The following is a 21,980-nucleotide window of genomic DNA, read 5'->3' on the forward strand; positions in this document are numbered from 1 at the left end:
AAGGCGCTGAACACGCTCCCGGCCGTGTTGCAGCCGTTTGCTCATAAGGGGGGTGCCCAGCTCTCGCAGGGCGGCCTCCATGGCCCGCGCAAGCGCGGCGCCGTCCTGGGGTGGCGCGACCCAGCCGAAATCGCCCACGATGCGCGCCGCATCGCCCACGTCGGTGACGACGCAGGCCACGCCCGCCGCCATCGCCTCGGCCACGACATTGGGAAAGCCTTCGGCGCAGCTGGACAAGACATGTGTGTCCAGAGCCGACATGACGTCCGGCACATCGTCGCGGCGGCCCAGCAAGATGACCTTGTCCCGCAGTTGCCAGCGATCGATGAGGGCCATCAGCGCCTCGTTGTCGCGCGTCAGCCCGTGTCCCACCAGCACACAACGCGCCTCGGGCACTGAACGGGCGCACAGCGCAAACCCTTCAAGCAGATTGGCGTGGTCCTTCAGGGGATTCCAGCGCGCCACGCTGCCGATCAGTGGCACATCGTCCGCCACGCCCCACTCTTGCCGCAAGCGCTCGCGCGCCCCGGGACGGGGCGCCCAGCGCGACAGGTCGTAGCCGTTGGGAATGACCGCCATGCGGTCGGCCCGGTAGCCTCGCGCCTGGTGGCGCGCGGCCGCGTCCTGGGCGCAGGCGATGATGCCTGCCGGCACCACGCCCGAAAGCCGCGCGCAGGCCCAGGCGATCAGGTGGGTGAGCCGGCTGCTTTTTTCAAGGTTGGCGCCCGAGTTGCGTATGCCCCATGACACGGCGCGCAGGCCCGCCCAGCGCGCCACCACGCCGCCTATGAGGTCGGCATGGTACATCCAGGTCTGCACCACGTCCGGCCGCTCTGCCTGCAAAAAGCGATACAAATGCCGCAAGCCGCGCCAGGTGAGGCGGCCGGCGGGCATGTCCAGGGTCACCACCCGTATGCCCGCCTCGCGCAATCGCGGCCCGAACACGCCCTCGTCGCCCATCGACACCACGGTATGCCGCGTGGCCTGGCCGGGCGCGGTAACGAGGCGATGCAGCACGGTTTCCGCCCCGCCCTGTCCGAGCCCGGAGATGATGTGTACTACGTGCAATTCTGCGTCTGCCATGAGCGTCCTTTTTTCAGCCTGTAGCGGGGTCCGCACCCGCCTGCTTCATGATCTCGTCCCAGCGCTGCAATACCCTCGGCAGCGCATAGCGTTCGCGCACCGACTCGGCGGCCCGCCCCGCCAGTTCGGCGCGCAGCGCGGGGTCTTGCATCAACCGCTGCAGCCCTTCGCGCAAGCCAGCGGCATCGCCCAAGGGGATGAGCAGCGCGTCCTGGCCATGGCGGGTCATTTCGGCGGGCCCGCTGGGGCAATCGAATGCGATGCAGGGCAGGCCCAGGGCCATGGCCTCGAGCAGCACATTGGGAAATCCTTCTACCGCCGACGTCAAGGCAAAGGCGTCCGCCTTCGAAAGCTCGTCCCAGGGAGATTCGGTGCGTCCCGGCAGCGAAATACGCGCTTCCATGCCCAGGCCGGCTATTTGCCTTGCAAGGGCATCGCGCATGGGCCCATCGCCCCAGATCATAAGATCCCAGTCCGGGGCCCCGGAGGCAAGCTGTGAAAACGCTTCGATCAGCACATCGAACTGTTTGGCGGGCACCAGCCTGCCCATGGCCATCAGGCGCTTGCGCCCCGCCGAAACAGCGGGCCGAAGAGGCCGCTCGAGCAGTTCCGGCGGCAGGGGGTTGGAGACGACCTCGAGCCGGCGTATGCCGGGCACCATGCGCAGGAAAGCCTCCACACTCGACTTGGCCTGAACCGTAACGACGTCGGCCCGGGGATAAGTAAGGCGGCGCATGGCGCGAAGCACCGCGCCGCTGTTGCGCGCCGCCGCGGGGTTGGTGCGCTCGCAGACCACGATGGGAACCTTCAGCCCCCAATGCGCCAGCAATGCCATGACATTGACGTTGGTCAGGAACGAAATGACGACATCGGGTGCTTCGTCGACCATCATTGCGCGCAGCGCCCGCAGCTTGGCGGCCGTAACGCGCAGGGGATGCCGGGCGCCATTCAGGCGATCGGCGATCCACACCAGCTTCACGCCGGCGTCCAGCGGGTAAAAGCAGCTGCCCCGTTGAGGAAAGGTGGAAACCAGCGTTACGTCGTCGCCGCGCCTGGACCAGGCGCTGGCCAAGGTGGTGGCCACGCGTTCGGCGCCGCCCGTATTCAAAGAGCTGACCAGAAACAGTATCTTCATTGGCCGCGCCTCCATGACTCGGATTCGTCCAGCCATGCCTGCGCCATCAGTACACCCCATAGATGCGGGCTCCAGTCGCGGCGTCCAGACTGGTGCTCGCGCCATTTCTGAAGTATGGGTCGCGCATGGAAAAGCCCCTGCGCCTTCAGCCGCTGCGGATCGAGCAAGGCATAGGCCCAGTCCTTGAGAGGGCCCCGCAGCCAGAGGCCGAGCGGCACGCCAAAACCCTTCTTGGGGCGATCGACCAAATCGCGCGGCACATGCCGGTACAACAGCTGGCGCAGCAGCCATTTTCCCTGGCCGTCGCGATTCTTGTACTGCCACGGCAGGCGACGCGCAAACTCGTAGACGCGATGATCGAGCATGGGCACGCGGGTTTCAAGGCTGACGGACATCGCGGCGCGGTCGACCTTTACCAGGATGTCATCGGGCAGATAACTGACCGTGTCCAGCCAGGTCATGTGATCAAGAAAAGGCAGCCCGGACGCATGGTCGAACAGGCCCTCGGGCATGCTGGCATCGATCACGACCTGCTCGGGCTTTTTCCAATAGGACACGAACTGCCGGTAAAACCGGCCGCTGTGCTCGGCCGCCAGCACCTGCGCCAGCTTGCCGGCCTGCTCGCGCATCATGCCAAGGGGCGCGGCGCCACCCATGGCGCGCATGCCCAGGGCGATGGGGCCCCGCAATGCGCCGGGCAATTTTTCGCGCCGCGCCCACCAGGCGGCGGCGCGGACATAACGCGAGTACCCGCCCATCAGTTCGTCGCCCCCGTCTCCCGACAAGGCCACGGTAACGTCACGGCGCGCCATGCGGGCCAGCAATAGGGTCGGGATCTGCGATGAGTCGGCAAAGGGCTCGTCGTATATGCCGGCCACCGCGGGCACGACATCCAGCGCATCCTGGGCCGAGACATACAGCTCGTGGTGGCTGGTGCCCAGGTGTGCCGCCACCGCCTTCGCATGCTCGGCCTCGTTGAAGGCGGGCACGTCGAAGCCGATGGAAAAGGTATTGACCTGGCCGCCCCCCCGCGCCTGCATCAGGGCTACCACGGCGGAAGAATCGATGCCCCCGGAAAGAAATGCGCCCAGCGGCACATCCGACAGCATCTGCCCCTGCACGGCCGCGCCCATTACCTTCTCAAGAGCGTCGATGGCTGCGGAATCGGACTCGAAGGCCAGCGGATCGGCCACGCCCTCGAGGGCAACCGCCTCAGCGGACCAGTATGCCTGCGGCTGTCCCGCCGTTTTGGACTGCAGCAGGGCTCCGTCAAGACGAAGCCACGAGCCCGGGGTCAGCTTGCGCATCGCGGCGTATATGCTGAAAGGCGCGGGAATATAGTTGTGGCGCATCAGCAGCGCAAGAGCCTGCCTGTCGATGCGGTGGTCGAAGCCCGGCAGGCCCGCCACGGCCTTGAGCTCGGAACTGAACACGAAAGAGTCGCCAGCGTAGCCATAGTACAGGGGCTTCTCGCCAAAGCGATCACGCGCCAGGAACAGGCTGCGCTCATGGCGATCCCACAGCGCCAGGGCGAACATGCCCACCGCTTCCTGCAATGTCCTTTCAATGCCCCAGGCTGAAATAGCTTCGACCAGCGTCTCGGTGTCCGAATGCCCTCTCCAGGCGGGCATATGCCCTTCCTGCTCGAGGCGGCGGCGCAGCTCCTGATGGTTGTAGATTTCTCCGTTCAGCGCCATGACATTTCTGCCGTCGTGGGACACCATGGGCTGGTGTCCCGCCTCGGTCAGGTCAAGGATGGCCAGCCGCACATGGCCCAAGGCGACCTGCGTCTCTTCGTCCTCCCATAAGCCCTGGCTGTCCGGCCCCCGATGCCGCATGCGTTCGCAGCCCCGTCCTATGGCTGCCCGCTTTTCCGGCATCGGGCCCCAGGCCCCAAGGATTCCGCACATGTCTATCGCCTATTTGCCATTGTTCGATGCCGAGCGCGAGGCGCGCTCAGCGGGCGCGAAACACCTCTTCCCACAGGGCCATGACCCTTGCGGTCGAGAAACGGTCGAGCACGTCGACTGCGCGCCGGGCGCATGAGCGCCGCTTTTCTTCGTTGCTCATCATGTCGGACAAGTGCGCAGCCAGCGCCTCGACGTCTTCGGGCGGGTTGACCAGCACGCCGTCTATGCCGTGCCGCACGATTTCACGCGGCCCGGTTTCGCAATCGAAGGCCACCGGCGCCAGCCCGCTAGCCATCGATTCCAGCAATGTATTCGAAAGGCCCTCGACGCGCGAACTGAGGACGTACAGATCGGATTCGACATACCACTGCCCGACATTGCCCACCCGGCCCGGCATGGAGATGCGCTGCTCCAGGCCCGCCACCTCGATCTGCGCCTGAAGCGGCTCGCGGCAATCGCCTTCGCCCAGTATCACCAGGTCCCAGTTGGGAAAGTAGCCGGCCAACTGCGCAAACGCCTCGATCAGCAGGTCGAAGCCCTTGCTCTCATGCAGGCGGCCCACGGCCAGCAGCCGCCGCCTGCCGTAGCGCGCCGGTGGCTCGACCACCGGCTCTTCGACCGGCATGGGCCAGCGAACGGCATTGGGTATGACGGTAAGGCGCGAACCGGGTACGTGCTGCTCTATCCAGGCAGCCGTGCCCGAGGTAAGGGCCACCACGCGCGCCGCTTTCGGGTAGGCCCATCGGCGCAGCCGCTGCCACATGGGCGCCATCGTCTGGGCCGGAGGATGCGTGTGCTCGGTGGCTATGACGCGGCAGGGCAAGCCCTGGGCGGCCATCACCGCCAATACGGACGACGTCGTCATCATGCCCAGCACCAGCGAGGGCTTCTCGCGCCGGATCAGCCTGCGCAGCCTCCATACGCGCTGCAGGTTTGCAAGCGCTCCGGCAAATGCGCCGCCGCTTTCGCCGGCGGTACCCATGACGATGCGCTTGACGCGCGCATCGACCTCATAGACGTCGCTTTGCGCGTCGGCCTGGGTCACGAGCGAGACACGAAAGCCCCTTTCGACCCAATAGGCCGCCAGGTCTACCGCCACCCGCTCGGCGCCGCCGCCGCTCAGCGAGTGGATGACTATCATCAGGTGAGGAGAAGAAACTGAAGAGCGTGACAATTGAAACCTTTGATGAACCGGCTCAGCGCGCGCCCGACGGCGATGCGGGCAAATAGAGCGCGACGAACACATAACAAATGTACGACAGCGCGTACATGCAACTGGTTGCCAGCATGATGCCGGCCGTGCCCATGACCGGCGCAAGCACCATGTTCATGAGGGCCTTGATGGCAAAGTTGGCCACGGCGATGCCGGCCATGATGCGGTAGCGGTTCTGGCTTGCCAGCAACTGCACCAGTATCAGGACACCGAAATAGAAGGGAAGTTGCATCAGGCCCCATCGCAGCACGTGCGCCACCGCCACGGTGTCCTGGGCTGTAAAGGCCCCTCTTTCGAACAGAAGGGCCACCCCCCAGGGCGCCAGCAGCCAGCCCACCGCGGCCGCCACGGCGCCCGCGCCCAGCATCCATACAGACCATTTCAGTGCCACCGACCGGGCATGTCCCGCATCGCCACGGCTCTGAACATCAGCCAGGACCGGCAGGGCCGCGCGCCCCACCGAGGCGGCGCCCAGGCCCAGCACCAGCGACAGCAGGCGCGCCGCAAAGCCCAGCGTCGCATTGGCGTTGGCCCCGAGGTTGGCCGCCGTGTACTGGTCGATGGGACCGACAAAACTCATGGCGATCTGTCCCACCAGCATGACGCCCGCGGCCTTGACCAGGTCGGGCCACTGATGGGCCGAAAAACCCAGCCGGGGCCGGCCCCACATGCCGTCGGCCCGCGACGCAAGCCACAGCAGCCATGCCGACTGAATCACATACCCCACCAGCGTGCCCCACAGCAAGGGCCCGATGTCGTCGACCGTGGCGGCCAGCAAGACCCAGATAAGGATCACGACGGCGGGCACGCTGTCGAGCAGCGTATTGATGTGACGCTCGTGCGCGCGCAGCCGTGCCGCGCTGATGCCTGTCATGAGGGTCAGCAGTGCCGCGGGCGCAAACGCCAGCATCAACTGCGAGCTCATGTGCTGGGTGCGCGGGTCGAGCCCCTGGCCGGCCAGCTGCAGCAGCAAGGGCCAGGCAATATAGCTGAGGACGGCCAGCACCACGCCCAGCATGATGACCCACCCCTGCAGCTGCCCCAGGAAAAGTGCGCGTGCCGCGCGGCTTTCGCGGCGGCTGCGCACCAGCACCGGAATCAACACGACGGACAGGGCGCCCACGATGGTGACGGGCAGCCAGCTGGCCATCGTGAGCGTGAACTGGTAGGCGTCGACGGCGTCGCTGACGCCATAGCGGTAGGCCACCGCCATTTCTTTCAGCGCGCCCGCCGCCTTGCCCAGAAGCAGGAAGAAAGCTACCCGGGCGGCGCCCTGGGCGATGCGGCGATGATCCGCATGCAGCCCGGCCAGCCGTTGGGAAAAAGTCTTCAAGTCAGCGCAGGAATTGTGTATACCACGGCATCGCGACTTCGAGCCCCTGCACGATGTTGTGCATGGGCTCGTAGCCCAACAGCTCTTTGGCCTTGCTGATGTCGGCCTGCGAATGACGCACGTCGCCGGCCCGGAAATCACGATAGACCGGCGGCTTGTCGTACTTGACGCCCTGGCTGTCGAGGGTTTGCGCCAGATACTGGAACAGCTCGTTCAGCGTAGTGCGCGCATTGAAGGCGACGTTGTATACCTGGTTGACACCTTCGGGCTGGGCCAGCGAGGCCAGGATGTTGGCCTGTACGGCGTTCTCGACAAAGCAGAAGTCGCGGCTGGTTTCGCCGTCGCCATTGACCACGACTTCTTCGCCGCGGATCATGGCCGCCACCCATTTGGGAATGACGGCCGCATAGGCGCCGTTGGGGTCCTGGCGCTTGCCGAACACGTTGAAGTAGCGCAGGCCAATGCTGCCAAAGCCGTATGAGCGCGCGAAAACGTCGGCGTAGAGCTCGTTCACGTACTTGGTGACGGCATAGGGAGACAAGGGACGGCCGATACGGTCTTCGACCTTGGGCAGCGCCTCGTGGTCGCCATAGGTGGAGCTTGAGGCCGCATACACAAAGGACTTGACCTTGGCGTCGCGCGCAGCCACCAGCACGTTCAGAAAACCCGAAATGTTGACGTCGTTGCTGGTGATGGGATCTTGCAGGGAACGGGGCACCGAGCCCAGGGCCGCCTGGTGCAGCACATGGTCGACGTCCTGGACGGCGCGGCGGCAGACTTCAAGATCGCGGATGTCGCCCTGGATGAAGGAAAAATTGGCCCATTTGTCGGCCCCGACGGTCTTTTCGACTTCGTCCAGGTTGTGCTGGTGCCCGGTGGCGAAGTTGTCCAGGCCGACCACCTTCTGGCCCAGGGCCAGCAGCGTCTCGAGCAGATTGGAGCCGATGAAACCGGCGCAGCCCGTGACCAGCCAGCGCTTGGGTTCTTCGCGCAGGGATTCGATGACTTCTTGATAGCGGTTACTCATATAGACCTCTTGTCCCGTTGATCACAAACGCAGGTCGGATTCGTCGGCCGACATGATGTACTTGAGATCGTAAAGCACGTGCTGGTCCTTGCCCAGCGCGCGTATGGCCTGCGCGCCCATTTCAAGGAATTGCTTGTGCGCCACCGCCACGATGACCGCATCGTAGGCGCCCGCGCCAGGCGTCTTGATGGGCGTGATGCCGTATTCGTGCACGGCCTCGGCCGCATCGATCCAGGGGTCGTAGACGTCTACATCGATGTTGTATTCGCCCAGCTCGCGCACAATGTCGACCACACGCGTGTTGCGCAGGTCGGGGCAGTTTTCCTTGAAGGCCAGGCCCATGACCAGTACCCTGGAGCCCTGCACCTGGATGCGGCGCTTGGTCATGGCCTTGACCAGCTGCGACACGACATAGCTGCCCATGCCGTCGTTCAGGCGGCGGCCGGCCAGGATGATCTCGGGGTGGTAGCCGATGGCCTGCGCCTTGTGGGTAAGGTAGTAAGGGTCGACGCCGATGCAGTGCCCGCCCACCAGGCCCGGACGGAAAGGCAGGAAGTTCCACTTGGTGCCGGCCGCTTCGAGCACGGCCTGGGTATCGATGCCCAGGCGGTTGAAGATGAGCGCCAGCTCGTTGATGAGGGCGATATTGACATCGCGCTGCGTATTCTCGATGACCTTGGCGGCTTCGGCCACCCGGATCGACGAGGCCTTGTGAGTGCCCGCGGTGATGATCTGGCCGTAAAGCTGGTCGACCAGTTCGGCCACTTCGGGCGTAGAGCCCGACGTGACCTTCTTGATGGTGGAAACGCGGTGCTGCTTGTCGCCCGGATTGATTCGCTCGGGGCTGTAGCCGGCGTAGAAATCTTCATTGAAGCGCAGGCCGGACACCCGCTCGAGCACCGGCACGCAATCTTCTTCGGTGGCGCCGGGATACACGGTGGATTCATAAATAACGATGTCGCCGCGCTTGAGCACCTTGCCCAGGGTTTCGCTGGCGCGTACAAGCGGCGTAAGGTCAGGCTGCTTGTATTCGTCGATGGGCGTGGGGACCGTCACGATGTAGACATTGGCCCGCGCAAGCATCTCGGCCTCATGCGTGAATTCGAGCTGGCTGGCCTGCGCCAGTTCTTCAGCGTCGACCTCGAGCGTGTGGTCCCTGCCCTCTTTCAGCTCGGCGATGCGCTGCGCATTGATGTCAAAGCCCAGGACCGGGCGCTTCTTGCCGAATTCCACGGCCAAAGGCAGGCCTACATAGCCCAGGCCCACAACGGCCAGTTTCACGTCTTGAAGTTGCAAAATCGAATCTCCCACGTTGAGCTGTCGAAAACAATATTAATAGGTTCGCGGGCCAAAGCGCACGCCCGGACAGCCCGGGGCGGCACGAGCCCGCGCCAGAGTCAGTTCTTGTCGCGGCTGTTGCGCCCCAGCGAGGGCAGAAGCAGCCAGGCCGGGCGCCGCCACGATACGAGCCGCGTATAGATCCAGATGTAGACGGCGGCAAACACCACCAGGCTGATGCAGAGAATGACCGGGTTGTCCCACCAGATGGTGGCCGGAGCCAGCCCGATCAGCGTCAGGACCCACAGGTAGGGCGAAGCCATGGCGTTGCACAGCGCCGGCACGGCGTGGCGGCTGTCGCGGCTGAAGGTGACCCGCACCAGGCGCCGGAAAACCAGCTGGTGCAAGTGCAGGGCATCGGGCTGGTCGACCGGCGTGCCGCGCTTGAAGCGCCGCCGCCAGATCGAGAACAGGGTTTCGAACACCGGATAGAACACCGCCGCCAGGGCATAGAAAGGCGATACGCCCGGATTGCGCACCACCAGTTGCACGGCCAGCGAAGCCAGCATGAAGCCCAGGAAATACGCGCCGCCGTCGCCCAGGAACACCCGCCCGAACGGAAAGTTCCAGACCAGGAAGCCCAGGGTGGCCGAGGCAAGCGCCGCAGCGATGAGGAAGATGGGAATATCCTGCACCTGCAGGGCGACCAGCCCGATGGAAAGCGCCATAAGGGTGGCCACCATGCCGGCCAGCCCATTCATGCCGTCGACGATATTGAGCGCATGGGTACAGCCGCCCACCGCCACCACCGTGACGACCAGCGAAATGGGCCAGAACGAAAGCAGCCAATCAAGCCCCGGCACACCTACGCGCGACACGCCTCCCAGCAGCCACCAGGCAATGGCGGCCGAAACAAAGGCGGCCACAAGGCGCTTGCCCGCACCGACTTCCTTGGTGATGTCTTCGAGCAGGCCCGCTACGAATACCGGCATGGCCGCAATGAACAGCACCGGCCACAGCCAGGTCAGTGTCATGTTGCTGGGGCCCAGCACCAGCAAGCCCGCCAGGCTGCCCGCGACCACGGCCAGCCCCCCCACCCGCGGCGCGGCGCGCGCATGCGAGGCCTGGGGCTTGGACATGTCGGAGTCGCCCGTGAACGCGCCATGCCAGCGCTCGGACGCAACAATGAGCCCCCCGACCGTGAAGGCCACGATACAAATGTACAGCCAGGTTAGAGTGTCCCAGGTTTGAGGCACGACCAGAGAGCTCCCGCTATGTTGTTAAGGACAATTCCGCTTCGCCGCCGAACCAGAATGAGCAACCATCATTATGAGCCGAAATTGTAACAGTAGGGGCAAACCCTAAAAGAAATATGCAACGAAACATGTGGCCTGCCGCGAAACAGGCACGAGGCATCTTCTTCGGAATTCTAGGGCCAAACAGGGAGGACAGGCCTATAAAAATGGGGCCACGGCGCACAAAGAAAAAAAAAGCCCGAGATCGTGAGATCTCGGGCTAAATCCACCAAAGGAGGAGGGTGGAGGAGACAACCGTGGCATGTCGGGCTACAAAAGCTTTACTGCTTGAGCCGCCGTGACTGGAAGTTTTGTTAAGGGTTTACCTCTACAATCACGTTTCGACATCCGATAACTAAATTATATAGCATCAAATGGTGCAATGCAAGAAACTTCTTAAAACTGTCGTATCTGGAGCGACTGGCGCTTTCGATACCGCTTTCTTGCAACCACAACTGCAGTATACCTAGGGGAAACCCGAATGGCAAGAAAAATAAAAAAGCGGTTCGACTAATTCGTTACAAAACAACAACAGGCCGTGGGCGGCCTTCTGGCGAGCCACTTTGCTAAATGCGATATGCGGTCGTGGTCATGACCTTCGACATGGCGCGCATTGCCAGCCGTACGGGCAGGGACAAGCGCCGGGCGCCTTCCCTTTGCGCCGTGGCGCGATGATCGATCTCGTCGCTGCGCATCTGTTCGACGATGCGGCGCGAACGTTCGTCGGCAGCCGGAAGCTGGGTAAGATGCCCATCGAGATGCTGCTCGACCTGGGCTTCGGTTTCGGCCATGAATCCCAGGTTGCGCGCCGTGCCGGCCCGGCTGGCGGCCAGCCCCAAAGCGAACGATCCCGCGTACCACAAGGGGTTCAGGTAGCTGGGGCGGCTTTTCAGTTCGTCCAGCCTGTCGCCGCACCAGGCCAGGTGGTCGACCTCTTCGGCTGCTGCGCGCAGCAGCAGCGCTCGGGCTGCCGAGTCTTTGCACAACAAGGCCTGGCCCCGGTACAGCGCCTGCGCGCACACTTCGCCCACATGGTTGACGCGCATCAGCCCTGCCGCGTGCCGCTGCTCGGCCTCTGACAACGCAGGTTCGCCGCGCTGCCGACCTGCCGGATTCGGCCGGCTGGCCTGCGCCGCGCCCGACAGCACCTGCAGAGCGCGGCCCGCTTCGGCCAGGACGGCGTCCAGCCCGCGCAAAGAGCGCGCCGGCATGCCGGCCGCGGATGAGGCTTGAGCCTGGGATACGTTGGATTCGGCCATAATGCCCTCTTGCGTCAACTAGGTTCTACCCTGACATGATATAAAAATTCAGCGCCGGCCGCAGGAACTGCGGCGCTTTCAGCCCAGGCCCGGAGCCGGGCTTCCGCACTGTCCGGTCGCAGCTATGCGATGTCGCCGCCATGCGCGCGCCGGGCAGTACCGCAACGACGCTTGCGCTATGATTGACCTCTTGCGGACCGGCTTGTTTCCGGTCCATTCAGACATATATCCAGGCAACGAGACTCAAATGGAATGCACTGTAGATTGGGGCGGCCCGGAAGGCATGCTTTTCGTCGCACGCACGGGCAGCGGGCATGTTACCGCCATGGACGGCGCCCCCGACGGCGGCGGCCACAACCTGGCGCCGCGCCCTATGGAAATGATGCTGGCCGGCGCGGGCGGCTGTGCCGCCTACGACGTCGTGCTCATCCTCAAGCGCGGGCGGCACGCAATCAAGGGCTGCCAGGTCAAGCTCGAGGCCGAACGGGCCGAAACCGACCCCAAGGTGTTCACCAGGATCCACTTCGCGTTCTCCGTCACGGGCACGGGCCTGCCCCAGGCGGCCGTCGAGCGGGCCGTCAAGCTTTCTCACGAAAAGTACTGCTCCGCCTCGGCCATGCTTGCCCAGACGGCCGAGATCACGCATTCGGTCTCCATCCACGAGGCCTGAAGCGCCGGCACGTGCCTGGCACGGCTGAAACCGCCGGCCCACCCACTTGAAAACCTCTTTTTCGATCGATGACCATGCAACAGTACGAAGACTTCATGCGCCATGTATACGAACATGGCACCAGCAAGACCGATCGCACCGGCACGGGCACGCGCTCGATCTTCGGCCACCAGATGCGTTTCGATCTGAGCCAGGGCTTTCCGCTGGTTACCACTAAAAAACTGCACACCAAAAGCATCTTCATCGAACTGCTGTGGTTCTTGCGCGGCAGTTCCAATGTGCGCTGGCTTCAAGAGCGCGGGGTCTCGATCTGGGACGAGTGGGCCGATGCCAATGGCGACCTTGGGCCGGTCTACGGCGTGCAATGGCGCTCGTGGCCCACGCCCGACGGGCGCCACATCGACCAGATCTCGAACGTGCTGCGGCAAATACGTGAAAATCCCGACTCGCGCAGGCTCATCGTGTCGGCCTGGAACGTCTCCGACATTCCCAACATGGCCCTGCCGCCCTGCCACGCCTTTTTCCAGTTCTACGTGGCCGACGGCAAGCTGTCCTGCCAGCTGTACCAGCGCAGCGCCGACATATTCCTGGGCGTGCCCTTCAACATCGCCAGCTATGCCCTGCTTACCCACATGGTGGCGCAGCAGTGCGACCTAGAGGTGGGCGACTTCATCTGGACCGGCGGCGACTGCCATCTGTACAGCAACCACTTCGAGCAGGTCGAACTGCAGCTGTCCCGCGCGCCCCATCCCTATCCGCGCCTGAACATCAAGCGCAAGCCGGCCAGCCTGTTCGAGTACGAATACGAAGACTTCGAAATCGTCGACTATCAGTTCCATCCGCACATCAAGGCCCCTGTCGCCGTCTGACCTTCACACAAGGCATTGCCATGGCCCAGCCCCACATCAAGTTGGTCGTCGCCTATTCCACCAACCGGGTCATAGGCCGCGACAACGACCTGCCCTGGCGCCTGCCGGGCGACCTGGCGCACTTCAAGCGCAGCACCATGGGCCAGCCCATCGTCATGGGCCGCAAGACCTGGGAATCGCTGGGGCGGCCACTGCCGGGCCGGCCCAATCTCGTCATCAGCCGCGACCCAGCCTATGCGGCCGAAGGCGCGCGCACGTTCACCTCGCTGGCTCAGGCCCTGGCGGCTTGCGAAGGCGAAGCCACGGCCTGCGTCATCGGCGGCGCGCAGATATTCAAGGAAGCCCTGCCCCTGGCCGATGAAATCATCGCCACCGAAATCCATGCGACGGTGGACGGCGACGTGTTTTTTCCGGCTCTGCCCGCCAATGAATGGCAAGAGAAAGAACGCCGGCCCCAGCCTGAAGAAAACGGCTATCGCTACGACTTCGTCGTGTATTGCCGCCAGGGCAGCGACGCTGCGCGCAAAGCCGATGACACAGTTGAGCCTGCCACAGACAGCACGGAAAACGCGCTGAAGGCCGCCGATTCCGCCGACGACGGCTCTGCGCCGGAACTCGCCCATCTGTGGATGCCCTTCACCGCCAACCGGCAGTTCAAGCAGAAGCCTCGCCTGCTCAGCAGCGCCCAGGGCATGTACTACCACGATATGGACGGCCGCCGCATCCTGGACGGCACAGCCGGGCTGTGGTGCGTCAATGCCGGGCACGGAAGAAGCGAGATCGTGCAGGCCATTTCCAGCCAGGCCGCGCAGCTGGACTATGCGCCGGGCTTCCAGATGGGCCACCCGCAAGCCTTCGAGGCCGCCACAGCGGTAGCCCGGATCATGCCGCCCCAGTTGGATCGCATCTTCTTCACCAATTCGGGCTCAGAGTCGGTGGACACCGCCCTGAAGATCGCCCTGGCCTACCATCGCAGCCGCGGCGAAGGCCAGCGCACGCGCTTCATAGGCCGCGAGCGCGGCTACCATGGCGTCGGCTTCGGCGGCATTTCGGTAGGCGGCATCACGGCCAACCGCAAGGCCTACTCGGGCGCCCTGCTGCCCGCCGTCGACCATCTGCCGCATACCCATAACCTGCAGCACAACGCCTTTTCGAAAGGCCTGCCCGAATGGGGTGCTCACCTGGCCGACGAACTCGAGCGCCTGGTCGCATTGCACGACCCCTCGACCATTGCCGCCGTCATCGTCGAACCGCTGGCGGGCTCGGCCGGCGTGCTGCTGCCGCCTAAGGGCTATCTCGAGAAGTTGCGCGCCATTACCGCGCGCCATGGCATTTTGCTTATCTTCGACGAAGTCATCACCGGCTTCGGCAGGCTGGGCTCCGCCACGGCCAGCGAGTATTTCGGCATTACCCCCGACCTGCTTACCCTGGCCAAGGGGCTGAGCAACGCGGCCGTGCCCTGCGGCGCCGTGGCCGTGCACCGCGACGTCCACGACAGCATCGTGGGCCAGGCGGCCCAGGGCATCGAACTGTTCCACGGCTATACCTATTCGGGGCATCCCCTGGCCGCCGCGGCTATCCGGGCGACTCTGGACATTTATGAACGCGAGCGCCTGTTCGAACGCGCCGCAAGGCTGTCGCCCTATTTTGAACAAGCCGCGCACGGCCTGCGCGGCGCGCGCCATGTCGCGGACGTGCGCAACCTGGGCCTGGTTGCCGGCGTGGAACTGCAAGGCCGCGAGGACGCACCGGGCGCGCGCGCCGCCGAGGCCTTCCAGGCCTGCTACGAACAGGGCGTGCTGCTGCGCTACACGGGCGACACCCTGGCGCTCTCGCCCCCCCTGATCATCGACGAAGGCCAGATCGAGCAATTGTTCGGCACGCTCAAGGCAGTATTGGACAAGATAGCCTGAAAAAGCGCCGGGCCGCTTTCAGAAAGTGTAGGTAACGAGAAGCTGGCCCCACAGGTTTCCGCTACTCGTGCCGATCTGGCTGCCTCCGCTTGCATCGTCGTACCGAGGCTTGTACCAGCCGATGACGGGCATGATATAGAAACTGCCCGCCCGCCATTCGGCGTACAGATCGATTTCATGGGCGTCCAGCCGGCCCAGCGACTTGTTCAGGGAACTGAAGCGGTAGGCCAGCAGGCCGAAGCTCAGCCGTTCACCCGCGGAAACCCTGACGTTGACGTGATGCACCTTGGCATTGCTGTTGAACGGGCCGGCGTAATTGCCGGCCAGCTCGCCCTGCACCCAGGTGCCCAGGCCGCGCACATTGCCATAGAACAAAGGATCGAAGCGATCCGAAAAATAGCTGTAGCGATAGTTGACGCTGGGCTTGCCGGGCAGATCTGAGAAAGTCCACCCTATCTCGCCATACCAGGCCCTTTCCGCTCCCGTGTGCCTGCGCTGATGCGCGTACTCGGCCGAGACGAAGAGATTGCGTATGCCCAGGTTTCCATGGCCGCGCAAGCTGTAGGTCTTGACGCCCTTGCGGTCGCGCGTATCGAGCTCGGCATCGCTGTCGAGAATATCGACATAGGCCAGGCTCAGGGTGGCCTCTTCCGATTGCCCTTCCAGCAAGGCAACGGCCAGCTCCGGTTTGCCCTGGCCCGGGTTGTTCGACTTCAGCCACATCAGTTCGCCGGCCAGGCCCCGGTCGCCGCCCAGGCGCAAGGCGGCCGTTTGCGCAAAGGCGTTCTCGGGCGCCAGGTAATAAGCCCCGCCCCGGTCCAGCACCCCGCCCGAAATTTCCCGGCCCATGCTGAGGCCGTCCTTGGCGATCAGGAAGCCGTCGCCAAGCATGAGCCGCTGGCGCCCCACTGAAAAGCGCAGCCCGTCCTTGCCCAGTGCGGGAAACAGGAAGCCCGAGCGCCAGCCGACATAGGCTTCGGAAAGCGCTGTCGCACGCTCGCGGCCGCTGGTCCATCCGGCGGGATCGCCGTCGCCGAACGTGCCCTTGGCCAGGCCTGTGACGCCGCCGTACAGTTGGCTTGCCATCGACAGGTTTCGCACGCCCCGCAAGCCGAGCTTGACGTAGCCCTCTTGCCACGTAGAAGAGCCCTTGCCGCGAAGCCCCGACTGCTGATAATTGCGCTGGCTGTGGTAGGCGCCGGCGCCCACCTGGAAGTCGAGATGCAGTTCACCCGTCTCGGAATCGATCATCTGCTCGGCACACGCCATGCCAGGACCACCAAGCAGCAAGGCGGTGGAAAGCGCAACGCATGCGCAAGACAGCTTTCCGCATTCAAGGAACATGCAGCACTACCCTGCGCAGTCTTTGGATGCCATGGTGACCAGGTTGCGATCGCCCCAGGCATTGTCGACGCGCCCCACGGGCGGCCAATACTTGGATTCACGCAGGCACGCCACCGGATAGGCTGCCTGTTCGCGGCTGTATCCATGCTTCCACTCGGCCGCCAAAAGGGCCTGGGCGGTGTGCGGCGCATTGCTCAGGAGATTGTCCTGCGCCGGCGCGGCACCCTCTTCTATGGCCGCGATTTCGGCTCGAATGGCGATCATCGCTTCGATGAAACGGTCGAGCTCGGCCAGCCCCTCGGATTCCGTCGGCTCGATCATGAGCGTGCCAGGCACGGGGAAGCCCATGGTGGGCGCATGGAAACTGTAGTCCATCAAGCGCTTGGCGATGTCCTCGGCCGAGACTCCGGTGCGCGCGGTAAGCGGGCGGATGTCGAGTATGCATTCGTGGGCGACACGGCCGTCGTCGCCCGCATACAGCAGGGGATAATGCCGGCGCAGGCGGGCGGCGATGTAGTTGGCGTTCAATATCGCAACACGCGAAGCCTCGCGCAGCCCCTCGGCGCCCATCAGGGCAATATAAGCGTAGGGAATGGGCATGATGCCCGCGGAACCGTGCGTGGCGGCCGAGACCGGGCCCACGGCCGCGTCTTCCAGGCCATTGTGCGCATCGATCCGTCCCGGCAAATAGGGGGCGAGGTGGGCCCGCACCGCCACCGGTCCCGCACCCGGGCCGCCCCCGCCATGGGGAATGCAGAAGGTCTTGTGAAGATTCAGGTGGGAAACATCGGAGCCGAACAGGCCCGGCTTGGCCAGGCCCACCATGGCGTTCATATTGGCGCCGTCAAGGTAGACCTGCCCGCCCGCCGCATGCACCTTGTCGCAAATCGCCGTGATGGCCGGCTCGAACACGCCATGCGTCGAGGGATAGGTGATCATCAGTGCGGCAAGGCGGTCGGCCGCCTGGGCGATCTTGCGGTCGAGGTCGGCCAGGTCGACCTGGCCGTTGGCGTCGGATTCGACCACCAGCACCTGCATGCCCGCCATGCGGGCCGACGCCGGGTTGGTGCCGTGAGCCGAGGCCGGTATCAGGCAGATGTCGCGCTGCCGCTGGCCCTGATGGCGATGAAAGGCGCGTATGGCAAGCAGGCCGGCGTATTCGCCCTGCGCCCCCGAGTTGGGCTGCAGGCTCACGGCGTCGTAGCCGGTGATCTCGCACAGGGCCGCAGACAGGCGTTCAACCAGCTCTTGGTAGCCCTGGGCCTGGTCCGCGGGCGCATAGGGATGCATGTCGCAGAAGCCCGGCCATGTAATGGGCATCATCTCGGCGCTTGCGTTCAGCTTCATGGTGCATGAACCCAGCGGGATCATGCCCCGGTCGAGCGCCAGGTCTTTGTCGGCCAGGCTGCGCAGGTAGCGCAGCATGTCGGTCTCGGACTTGATGCGGGAGAACACCGGCTGGGAAAGAATGCCGTCTTTTCGAAGCAAAGCGGCCGGAATGGCTATGTCGGCCGCGTCGCCGGCTGACGGTTCGAACGCGGGCGCTTCGAATAGGGAGGACCCGGCGGCCGCCCCCTTGGAAAACACCTCGGCCAGCATGGCCAGGTCGTCTTCGGTAACGGTTTCGTCCAGCGAAACGGCCAGGCTGCGCTCATCGACGCGGCGCAGGTTGATGCCGGCCTGAAGCGCCGCCATCATGACAGCCCCGGCGTTCGCACCGCAATCCACGTGCAGGGTGTCGAAACCGTGCGGGTTCAATACCTTCAGGCCCATGCCGCCCAGAACCCGGCGCAGCCACCCGGCCTGCGCGGCCGCACGCCGCGCGATGCGGGTAATGCCCTGCGGCCCGTGCCAGACGGCGTACATGCCCGCCATCACGGCCAGCAGCACCTGCGCCGTACATATATTGGAGGTGGCCTTCTCGCGCCTGATGTGCTGTTCGCGCGTCTGCAGCGCCAGGCGAAGGGCGGGCGCCCCGTGGGCGTCGCGCGAGACGCCCACGATGCGTCCGGGCAGGTTGCGCTTGTAGCTGTCCTTGCACGCCATGAAGGCGGCATGCGGCCCGCCGTAGGCCATGGGCACGCCAAAGCGCTGCGCCGATCCCACGGCGATGTCGGCGCCCAGTTCGCCTGGAGGCGTAAGCAGGGCCAATGCAAGCAGGTCGGTGGCCATGACCACCACCGCGCCCCTGGCATGGGCCTGGGAAATCAAGTCGCGATAGTCGACCACGCCACCCAGGCTATGCGGATACTGCAGCAACACACCAAAGCACTCGGGAAGCGGCTGGGCGGTTTCATCGCCCACCTGAAGCTGTATGCCCAGCGGCTCGGCGCGCGTGCGCAGCACCTGCAGCGTCTGGGGATGGCAATGCGACGACGCGAAGAAAACCGGGCAGGACGAAGCCGTTGCCCGCCAGGCCAGCGCCATGGCCTCGGCCGCGGCCGTGGCCTCGTCAAGCAGCGAAGCGTTGGCGATGTCCAGGCCGGCGAGGTCGGCGACCATGGTCTGGAAATTGAGCAGCGCCTCGAGCCGACCCTGGGAGATTTCGGGCTGATAAGGCGTATAGGCCGTGTACCAGGCCGGGTTCTCGAGCACATTGCGCAAGATGACCGGCGGAACATGGGTGCCGTAATAGCCCTGGCCGATATAGCTGCGCAATACGCGGTTGCGGCCGGCAAGCCCTTGCAGCTCGGCCAGCACGTCCGCTTCGCTGCGCGGGCCGGGCAGGCCGAGCGGGCGGTCAAGGGCGATGGAATCAGGCAGCACCGAGGCCACCAGCGCATCGAGGCTTTCAATGCCGATGGCGTCGAGCATGCGGGCGCGGTCGGATGCGTCGGGACCGATGTGGCGCGCAATGAACTCGCCGTCGGCCCGCGGCGTGCAGGATGGAATGGCAGCCATGATGGGGGCCGCTGTCAGTTGGAGTCGACCAGGTCTTGGTAGCCGTTGGCGTCGAGCAAAGCCTCGATGTCGGTGGCATTGGAGGGGCGGATCTTGAAGATCCAGGCCTCGTACGGGGTTTGATTGATGAGATCGGGCTGGCTGTCGAGCACTTCATTGAAGGCGACGATTTCACCGGCAACCGGGGCATAGATGTCGGAGGCGGCCTTGACCGACTCGACCACGCCCGCTGTCTCGCCGGCCTTGAGCTTGGCACCCACCTTGAAATCGCCGACGAAAACCAGGTCGCCAAGCTGATCTTGCGCATTGTCGGTGATGCCCACCAGCAGGACATCGTCCTCGTTCTTTACCCATTCGTGCGAAGGCGTGTACTTGCGATCATCCGGTTGATTCATTAGGACCTCGTTCATGTTGCTGGATTGTCGGAACCCGCAGCGCTGCCGCTGCGGACAAAAGGCATTTTTACCACTTCGGCGGACATCGGCTTGCCGCGCACCTGTACCTGCACGGCATCGCCGGCGCCGATGCCGTAGGGAACCCGCGCCATCGCAATGGAAACGCCCAGGGTGGGCGACATGGTGCCTGACGTGACCACGCCCTGGCCCAAGGCGGTCTGGACGGCGGCGCCCGCCCTGATGATGCCGCGATCGAGCAGGCGCAGGCCCACAAACGCCAGTTGGGGTTCGCCGGCCTGCTCGAGGGCATCGCGGCCGATGAAGCGGCGGACTGGATCGGCAAAGCTGACCGTCCAGGAAAGGCCCGCTTGGGAAGGCAGTATGCCGGGGTCCATGTCCTGGCCATGCAGGTTCAGGCCCGCCTCGAGGCGCAGGGTGTCGCGCGCGGCAAGGCCGCAAGGTGCCACGCCCGCCTGCGCCAGGTCGCTCCATAGGGCCGGGGCCAGGGAAGCGGGCAAAACGATTTCGTAGCCGTCTTCGCCCGTGTAGCCGGTTCGCGCCACCATGACGACCTCGTCGATGAACGTGGCCGTGAAGCGCTTCAGGTCGCGGGTGGCCGCCTGCCAGGCCGGCCGCGCCTGCCAAAGCGCCTGCTGCGCCTTGGGACCCTGCACCGCGATGATGGCAAGCTCTTCGCGCATTGTCAGTGCCGCGTCGAAGCTTTCGTCGGCCGCCACGGCCTGCATCCATTCGAGGTCGGCCTGTGCATTGGCCGCATTGACCACCAGGCGCCAGTCGTCGGATGCAAAGAAATAGACGAGCAGGTCGTCGAGGACGCCGCCGTCATGGTTGAGCATGCATGAATACAGGGCCTGGCCCACTGCCTTGAGCCGCGCCACGTCGTTGGCCAGCAGGCGTTGCAGGAAGGCCTTGGCCTGGCTTCCGTGCACGTCGATCACGCGCATGTGGGAAACGTCGAACATGCCCGCCGCGCTTCGCACGGCGCGATGTTCGTCCAGTTGGGACCCGTACGACAAGGGCATGTGCCAGCCCGCGAAATCGGTAAGGCGCGCGCCGGCCTGCACATGCAGGGAATACAAGGGAGTACGCTTCAAGTGCTGTGTCATGACAACTCCGGGTGAGGGCCCAGCATAGCGTGAATCAGCACCACGCGCCAAGGCCGGGGCCGTGCTTCAGGCAGCCCGTAGCGCGCGGCCGCAGGCAACGCCCGACGCCCACGCCCACTGGAAGTTGTAGCCGCCGAGCCAGCCCGTGACATCCACCGCCTCGCCAATAAAATACAGGCCCGGCACCGCCCTGGCCTGCATGGTCTTCTGGTCGAGGCCCCGCGTGTCCACGCCGCCCCGCATCACTTCGGCCTTGCGATACCCGGCTGTGCCGCTTGGGACCAGGCTCCAGCCGTGGATGCGCTGGGCCAGGGCGCGCAGCGTCTTGTCGGGGATGTCGGCCATGCGCATCGCGCCCGGCTGTCCAGGGGCCGTGGCCAGCCACTGCTCGGCCAGCCTTTTGGGCCAGATGGCGGCCAGGGCGGTATCGAGCTGCTGGCGATTGCCGGGCTTGGCCGCCAGCAGCGCCTGAGCCAGGTCTTGCCCGGGCGCCAGGTCGAGCGCTATGGCCTCGCCCGGGTTCCAGTAGCTGGATATCTGCAGTATGGCCGGCCCCGACAGGCCGCGATGCGTGAACAGCAGGTCTTCCAGAAACACTGTCTTGCGCTTGCCCTGGCCGCAGCTCACGCTGACCTCGAGCGAAACCCCGCTGAGCGCGCCGAAAGGTTTCCATTGCTCGGCGTCAAAGGTCAGCGGCACCAGCGCCGGACGCGGCTCGACCACCTTGAGGCCGAACTGCCGGGCCAGCTTCAGGGCGAAGTCGGTGGCGCCCAGCTGCGGAATGGCCATGCCTCCGGTGGCCATCACCACCTGGGCGGCCTCTATCGGCTCGCCGTCTGTCGCTATTGAAAAATGGCCGGGCCCTTTGTCCACCCCAAGCACCTGGCAGGGCATGCGCCAGCTGACGCGGCCCGCATCGCACTCGCGCCGGAGCATCTGGATGATGGCTTCGCTGGAGTCGTCGCAAAACAGCTGCCCGCGATGCTTTTCGTGCCAGGCGATGCCATGCCGCTCGACCAGGTCGATGAAATCGCGAGGGGTGTAGCCCGCAAGCGCCGAGCGGCAGAAGTCGGGATTCTGGGAAATGAACTGGGCGGGGGTGGTACCGATGTTGGTGAAGTTGCAGCGCCCTCCGCCCGAAATGCGGATTTTTTCGGCCAGCCGCTGCGCGTGGTCGACCAGCACCACCCGCAAGCCTCTCTGCCCCGCCACCGACGCGGCCATCATG

16 protein-coding genes and 1 pseudogene are annotated in these 21,980 nt (G+C 64.8%); 3 read left to right on the top strand and 14 right to left on the bottom strand.

Annotated features, from left to right (window positions below; all coding sequences use genetic code 11):
- Window positions 1-72 precede the first annotated feature (72 nt).
- From C7440_RS20235 to coq7, 9 genes and pseudogenes are all read right to left on the bottom strand, one after another.
- Window positions 73-1,083: pseudogene (locus tag C7440_RS20235) on the bottom strand (glycosyltransferase); the annotation flags it as partial.
- A 13-nt stretch (window positions 1,084-1,096) separates the two neighbouring features.
- Window positions 1,097-2,218, bottom strand: coding sequence for a glycosyltransferase family 4 protein (locus tag C7440_RS07565; protein ID WP_017523926.1), 1,122 nt, complete (start codon window positions 2,216-2,218; stop codon window positions 1,097-1,099).
- On the bottom strand, window positions 2,215-4,128 hold the full coding sequence (gene asnB / locus C7440_RS07570) for an asparagine synthase (glutamine-hydrolyzing) (protein WP_026067838.1): 1,914 nt from the start codon (window positions 4,126-4,128) through the stop codon (window positions 2,215-2,217). The genes C7440_RS07565 and asnB overlap by 4 nt, the downstream gene beginning before the upstream one ends.
- Window positions 4,129-4,174: 46 nt before the next feature.
- Entirely contained in the window at window positions 4,175-5,269 is a 1,095-nt protein-coding gene (locus tag C7440_RS07575; protein WP_116518045.1) for a glycosyltransferase family 4 protein, read from the bottom strand.
- Window positions 5,270-5,324: 55 nt separating this feature from the next.
- The gene (gene murJ / locus C7440_RS07580; protein WP_116518046.1) at window positions 5,325-6,674 is read right to left on the bottom strand and encodes a murein biosynthesis integral membrane protein MurJ; all 1,350 of its coding nucleotides are present in this window, start codon (window positions 6,672-6,674) and stop codon (window positions 5,325-5,327) included.
- 1 nt (window position 6,675) lies between these two features.
- Window positions 6,676-7,701 carry an SDR family oxidoreductase gene (locus C7440_RS07585; protein WP_017523922.1) on the bottom strand — a complete coding sequence of 342 codons (1,026 nt, stop codon included), beginning with the start codon at window positions 7,699-7,701 and terminating at the stop codon, window positions 6,676-6,678.
- Between the two features lie 21 nt (window positions 7,702-7,722).
- Complete coding sequence (gene tviB / locus C7440_RS07590; RefSeq protein WP_017523921.1) at window positions 7,723-8,997, bottom strand: Vi polysaccharide biosynthesis UDP-N-acetylglucosamine C-6 dehydrogenase TviB; 1,275 nt, start codon at window positions 8,995-8,997, stop codon at window positions 7,723-7,725.
- A 101-nt stretch (window positions 8,998-9,098) separates the two neighbouring features.
- Window positions 9,099-10,235 carry an MraY family glycosyltransferase gene (locus tag C7440_RS07595; RefSeq protein ID WP_040548717.1) on the bottom strand — a complete coding sequence of 379 codons (1,137 nt, stop codon included), beginning with the start codon at window positions 10,233-10,235 and terminating at the stop codon, window positions 9,099-9,101.
- A 605-nt stretch (window positions 10,236-10,840) separates the two neighbouring features.
- Window positions 10,841-11,485 carry a 2-polyprenyl-3-methyl-6-methoxy-1,4-benzoquinone monooxygenase gene (gene coq7 / locus C7440_RS07600; protein WP_116518561.1) on the bottom strand — a complete coding sequence of 215 codons (645 nt, stop codon included), beginning with the start codon at window positions 11,483-11,485 and terminating at the stop codon, window positions 10,841-10,843.
- Window positions 11,486-11,780: 295 nt separating this feature from the next.
- Between coq7 and C7440_RS07605 the strand changes: the two genes are divergently transcribed.
- The 3 genes from C7440_RS07605 to aptA all read left to right on the top strand — a co-directional run bounded on the left by C7440_RS07605 (window position 11,781) and on the right by aptA (window position 14,985).
- Entirely contained in the window at window positions 11,781-12,203 is a 423-nt protein-coding gene (locus C7440_RS07605) for an OsmC family protein (protein ID WP_116518047.1), read from the top strand.
- 74 nt (window positions 12,204-12,277) lie between these two features.
- The gene (locus tag C7440_RS07610; protein ID WP_026067835.1) at window positions 12,278-13,072 is read left to right on the top strand and encodes a thymidylate synthase; all 795 of its coding nucleotides are present in this window, start codon (window positions 12,278-12,280) and stop codon (window positions 13,070-13,072) included.
- A gap of 20 nt (window positions 13,073-13,092) precedes the next feature.
- The gene (gene aptA / locus C7440_RS07615) at window positions 13,093-14,985 is read left to right on the top strand and encodes an omega-aminotransferase AptA (RefSeq protein WP_116518048.1); all 1,893 of its coding nucleotides are present in this window, start codon (window positions 13,093-13,095) and stop codon (window positions 14,983-14,985) included.
- An 18-nt stretch (window positions 14,986-15,003) separates the two neighbouring features.
- Here aptA and C7440_RS07620 read toward each other — a convergent pair whose 3' ends face one another.
- The 5 genes from C7440_RS07620 to C7440_RS07640 form a co-directional block, all read right to left on the bottom strand.
- Complete coding sequence (locus tag C7440_RS07620; protein ID WP_051019243.1) at window positions 15,004-16,254, bottom strand: alginate export family protein; 1,251 nt, start codon at window positions 16,252-16,254, stop codon at window positions 15,004-15,006.
- 81 nt (window positions 16,255-16,335) lie between these two features.
- Window positions 16,336-19,230 carry an aminomethyl-transferring glycine dehydrogenase gene (gcvP, locus tag C7440_RS07625; protein WP_116518050.1) on the bottom strand — a complete coding sequence of 965 codons (2,895 nt, stop codon included), beginning with the start codon at window positions 19,228-19,230 and terminating at the stop codon, window positions 16,336-16,338.
- A 14-nt stretch (window positions 19,231-19,244) separates the two neighbouring features.
- Window positions 19,245-19,625, bottom strand: a complete 381-nt coding sequence (gene gcvH / locus C7440_RS07630; protein ID WP_017523912.1) for a glycine cleavage system protein GcvH — start codon at window positions 19,623-19,625, stop codon at window positions 19,245-19,247.
- An 11-nt stretch (window positions 19,626-19,636) separates the two neighbouring features.
- A complete protein-coding gene (gene gcvT / locus C7440_RS07635) occupies window positions 19,637-20,752 on the bottom strand; it encodes a glycine cleavage system aminomethyltransferase GcvT (protein ID WP_116518051.1) in 1,116 nt (371 codons plus the stop codon).
- 66 nt (window positions 20,753-20,818) lie between these two features.
- Window positions 20,819-21,979, bottom strand: a complete 1,161-nt coding sequence (locus tag C7440_RS07640) for a BaiN/RdsA family NAD(P)/FAD-dependent oxidoreductase (RefSeq protein ID WP_218940667.1) — start codon at window positions 21,977-21,979, stop codon at window positions 20,819-20,821.
- Window position 21,980: the final 1 nt, after the last annotated feature.

Source organism: Pusillimonas noertemannii (assembly GCF_003096595.1).
In the GTDB taxonomy this organism is placed as follows: domain Bacteria; phylum Pseudomonadota; class Gammaproteobacteria; order Burkholderiales; family Burkholderiaceae_B; genus Pusillimonas; species Pusillimonas noertemannii.

Excerpts from the sequence above, each read along its gene's own strand:
- C7440_RS07565 (WP_017523926.1), bottom strand. The coding sequence starts at position 2,218 with ATGAAGATACTGTTTCTGGTCAGCTCTTTGAATACGGGCGGCGCCGAA.
- asnB (WP_026067838.1), bottom strand. The coding sequence starts at position 4,128 with ATGTGCGGAATCCTTGGGGCCTGGGGCCCGATGCCGGAAAAGCGGGCA.
- C7440_RS07575 (WP_116518045.1), bottom strand. The coding sequence starts at position 5,269 with ATGATAGTCATCCACTCGCTGAGCGGCGGCGGCGCCGAGCGGGTGGCG.
- C7440_RS07585 (WP_017523922.1), bottom strand. The coding sequence starts at position 7,701 with ATGAGTAACCGCTATCAAGAAGTCATCGAATCCCTGCGCGAAGAACCC.
- coq7 (WP_116518561.1), bottom strand. The coding sequence starts at position 11,485 with ATGCCGGCGCGCTCTTTGCGCGGGCTGGACGCCGTCCTGGCCGAAGCG.
- C7440_RS07605 (WP_116518047.1), top strand. The coding sequence starts at position 11,781 with ATGGAATGCACTGTAGATTGGGGCGGCCCGGAAGGCATGCTTTTCGTC.
- C7440_RS07610 (WP_026067835.1), top strand. The coding sequence starts at position 12,278 with ATGCAACAGTACGAAGACTTCATGCGCCATGTATACGAACATGGCACC.
- aptA (WP_116518048.1), top strand. The coding sequence starts at position 13,093 with ATGGCCCAGCCCCACATCAAGTTGGTCGTCGCCTATTCCACCAACCGG.
- C7440_RS07620 (WP_051019243.1), bottom strand. The coding sequence starts at position 16,254 with ATGGCGTGTGCCGAGCAGATGATCGATTCCGAGACGGGTGAACTGCAT.
- gcvP (WP_116518050.1), bottom strand. The coding sequence starts at position 19,230 with ATGGCTGCCATTCCATCCTGCACGCCGCGGGCCGACGGCGAGTTCATT.
- gcvH (WP_017523912.1), bottom strand. The coding sequence starts at position 19,625 with ATGAATCAACCGGATGATCGCAAGTACACGCCTTCGCACGAATGGGTA.
- gcvT (WP_116518051.1), bottom strand. The coding sequence starts at position 20,752 with ATGACACAGCACTTGAAGCGTACTCCCTTGTATTCCCTGCATGTGCAG.
- C7440_RS07640 (WP_218940667.1), bottom strand. The coding sequence starts at position 21,979 with ATGATGGCCGCGTCGGTGGCGGGGCAGAGAGGCTTGCGGGTGGTGCTG.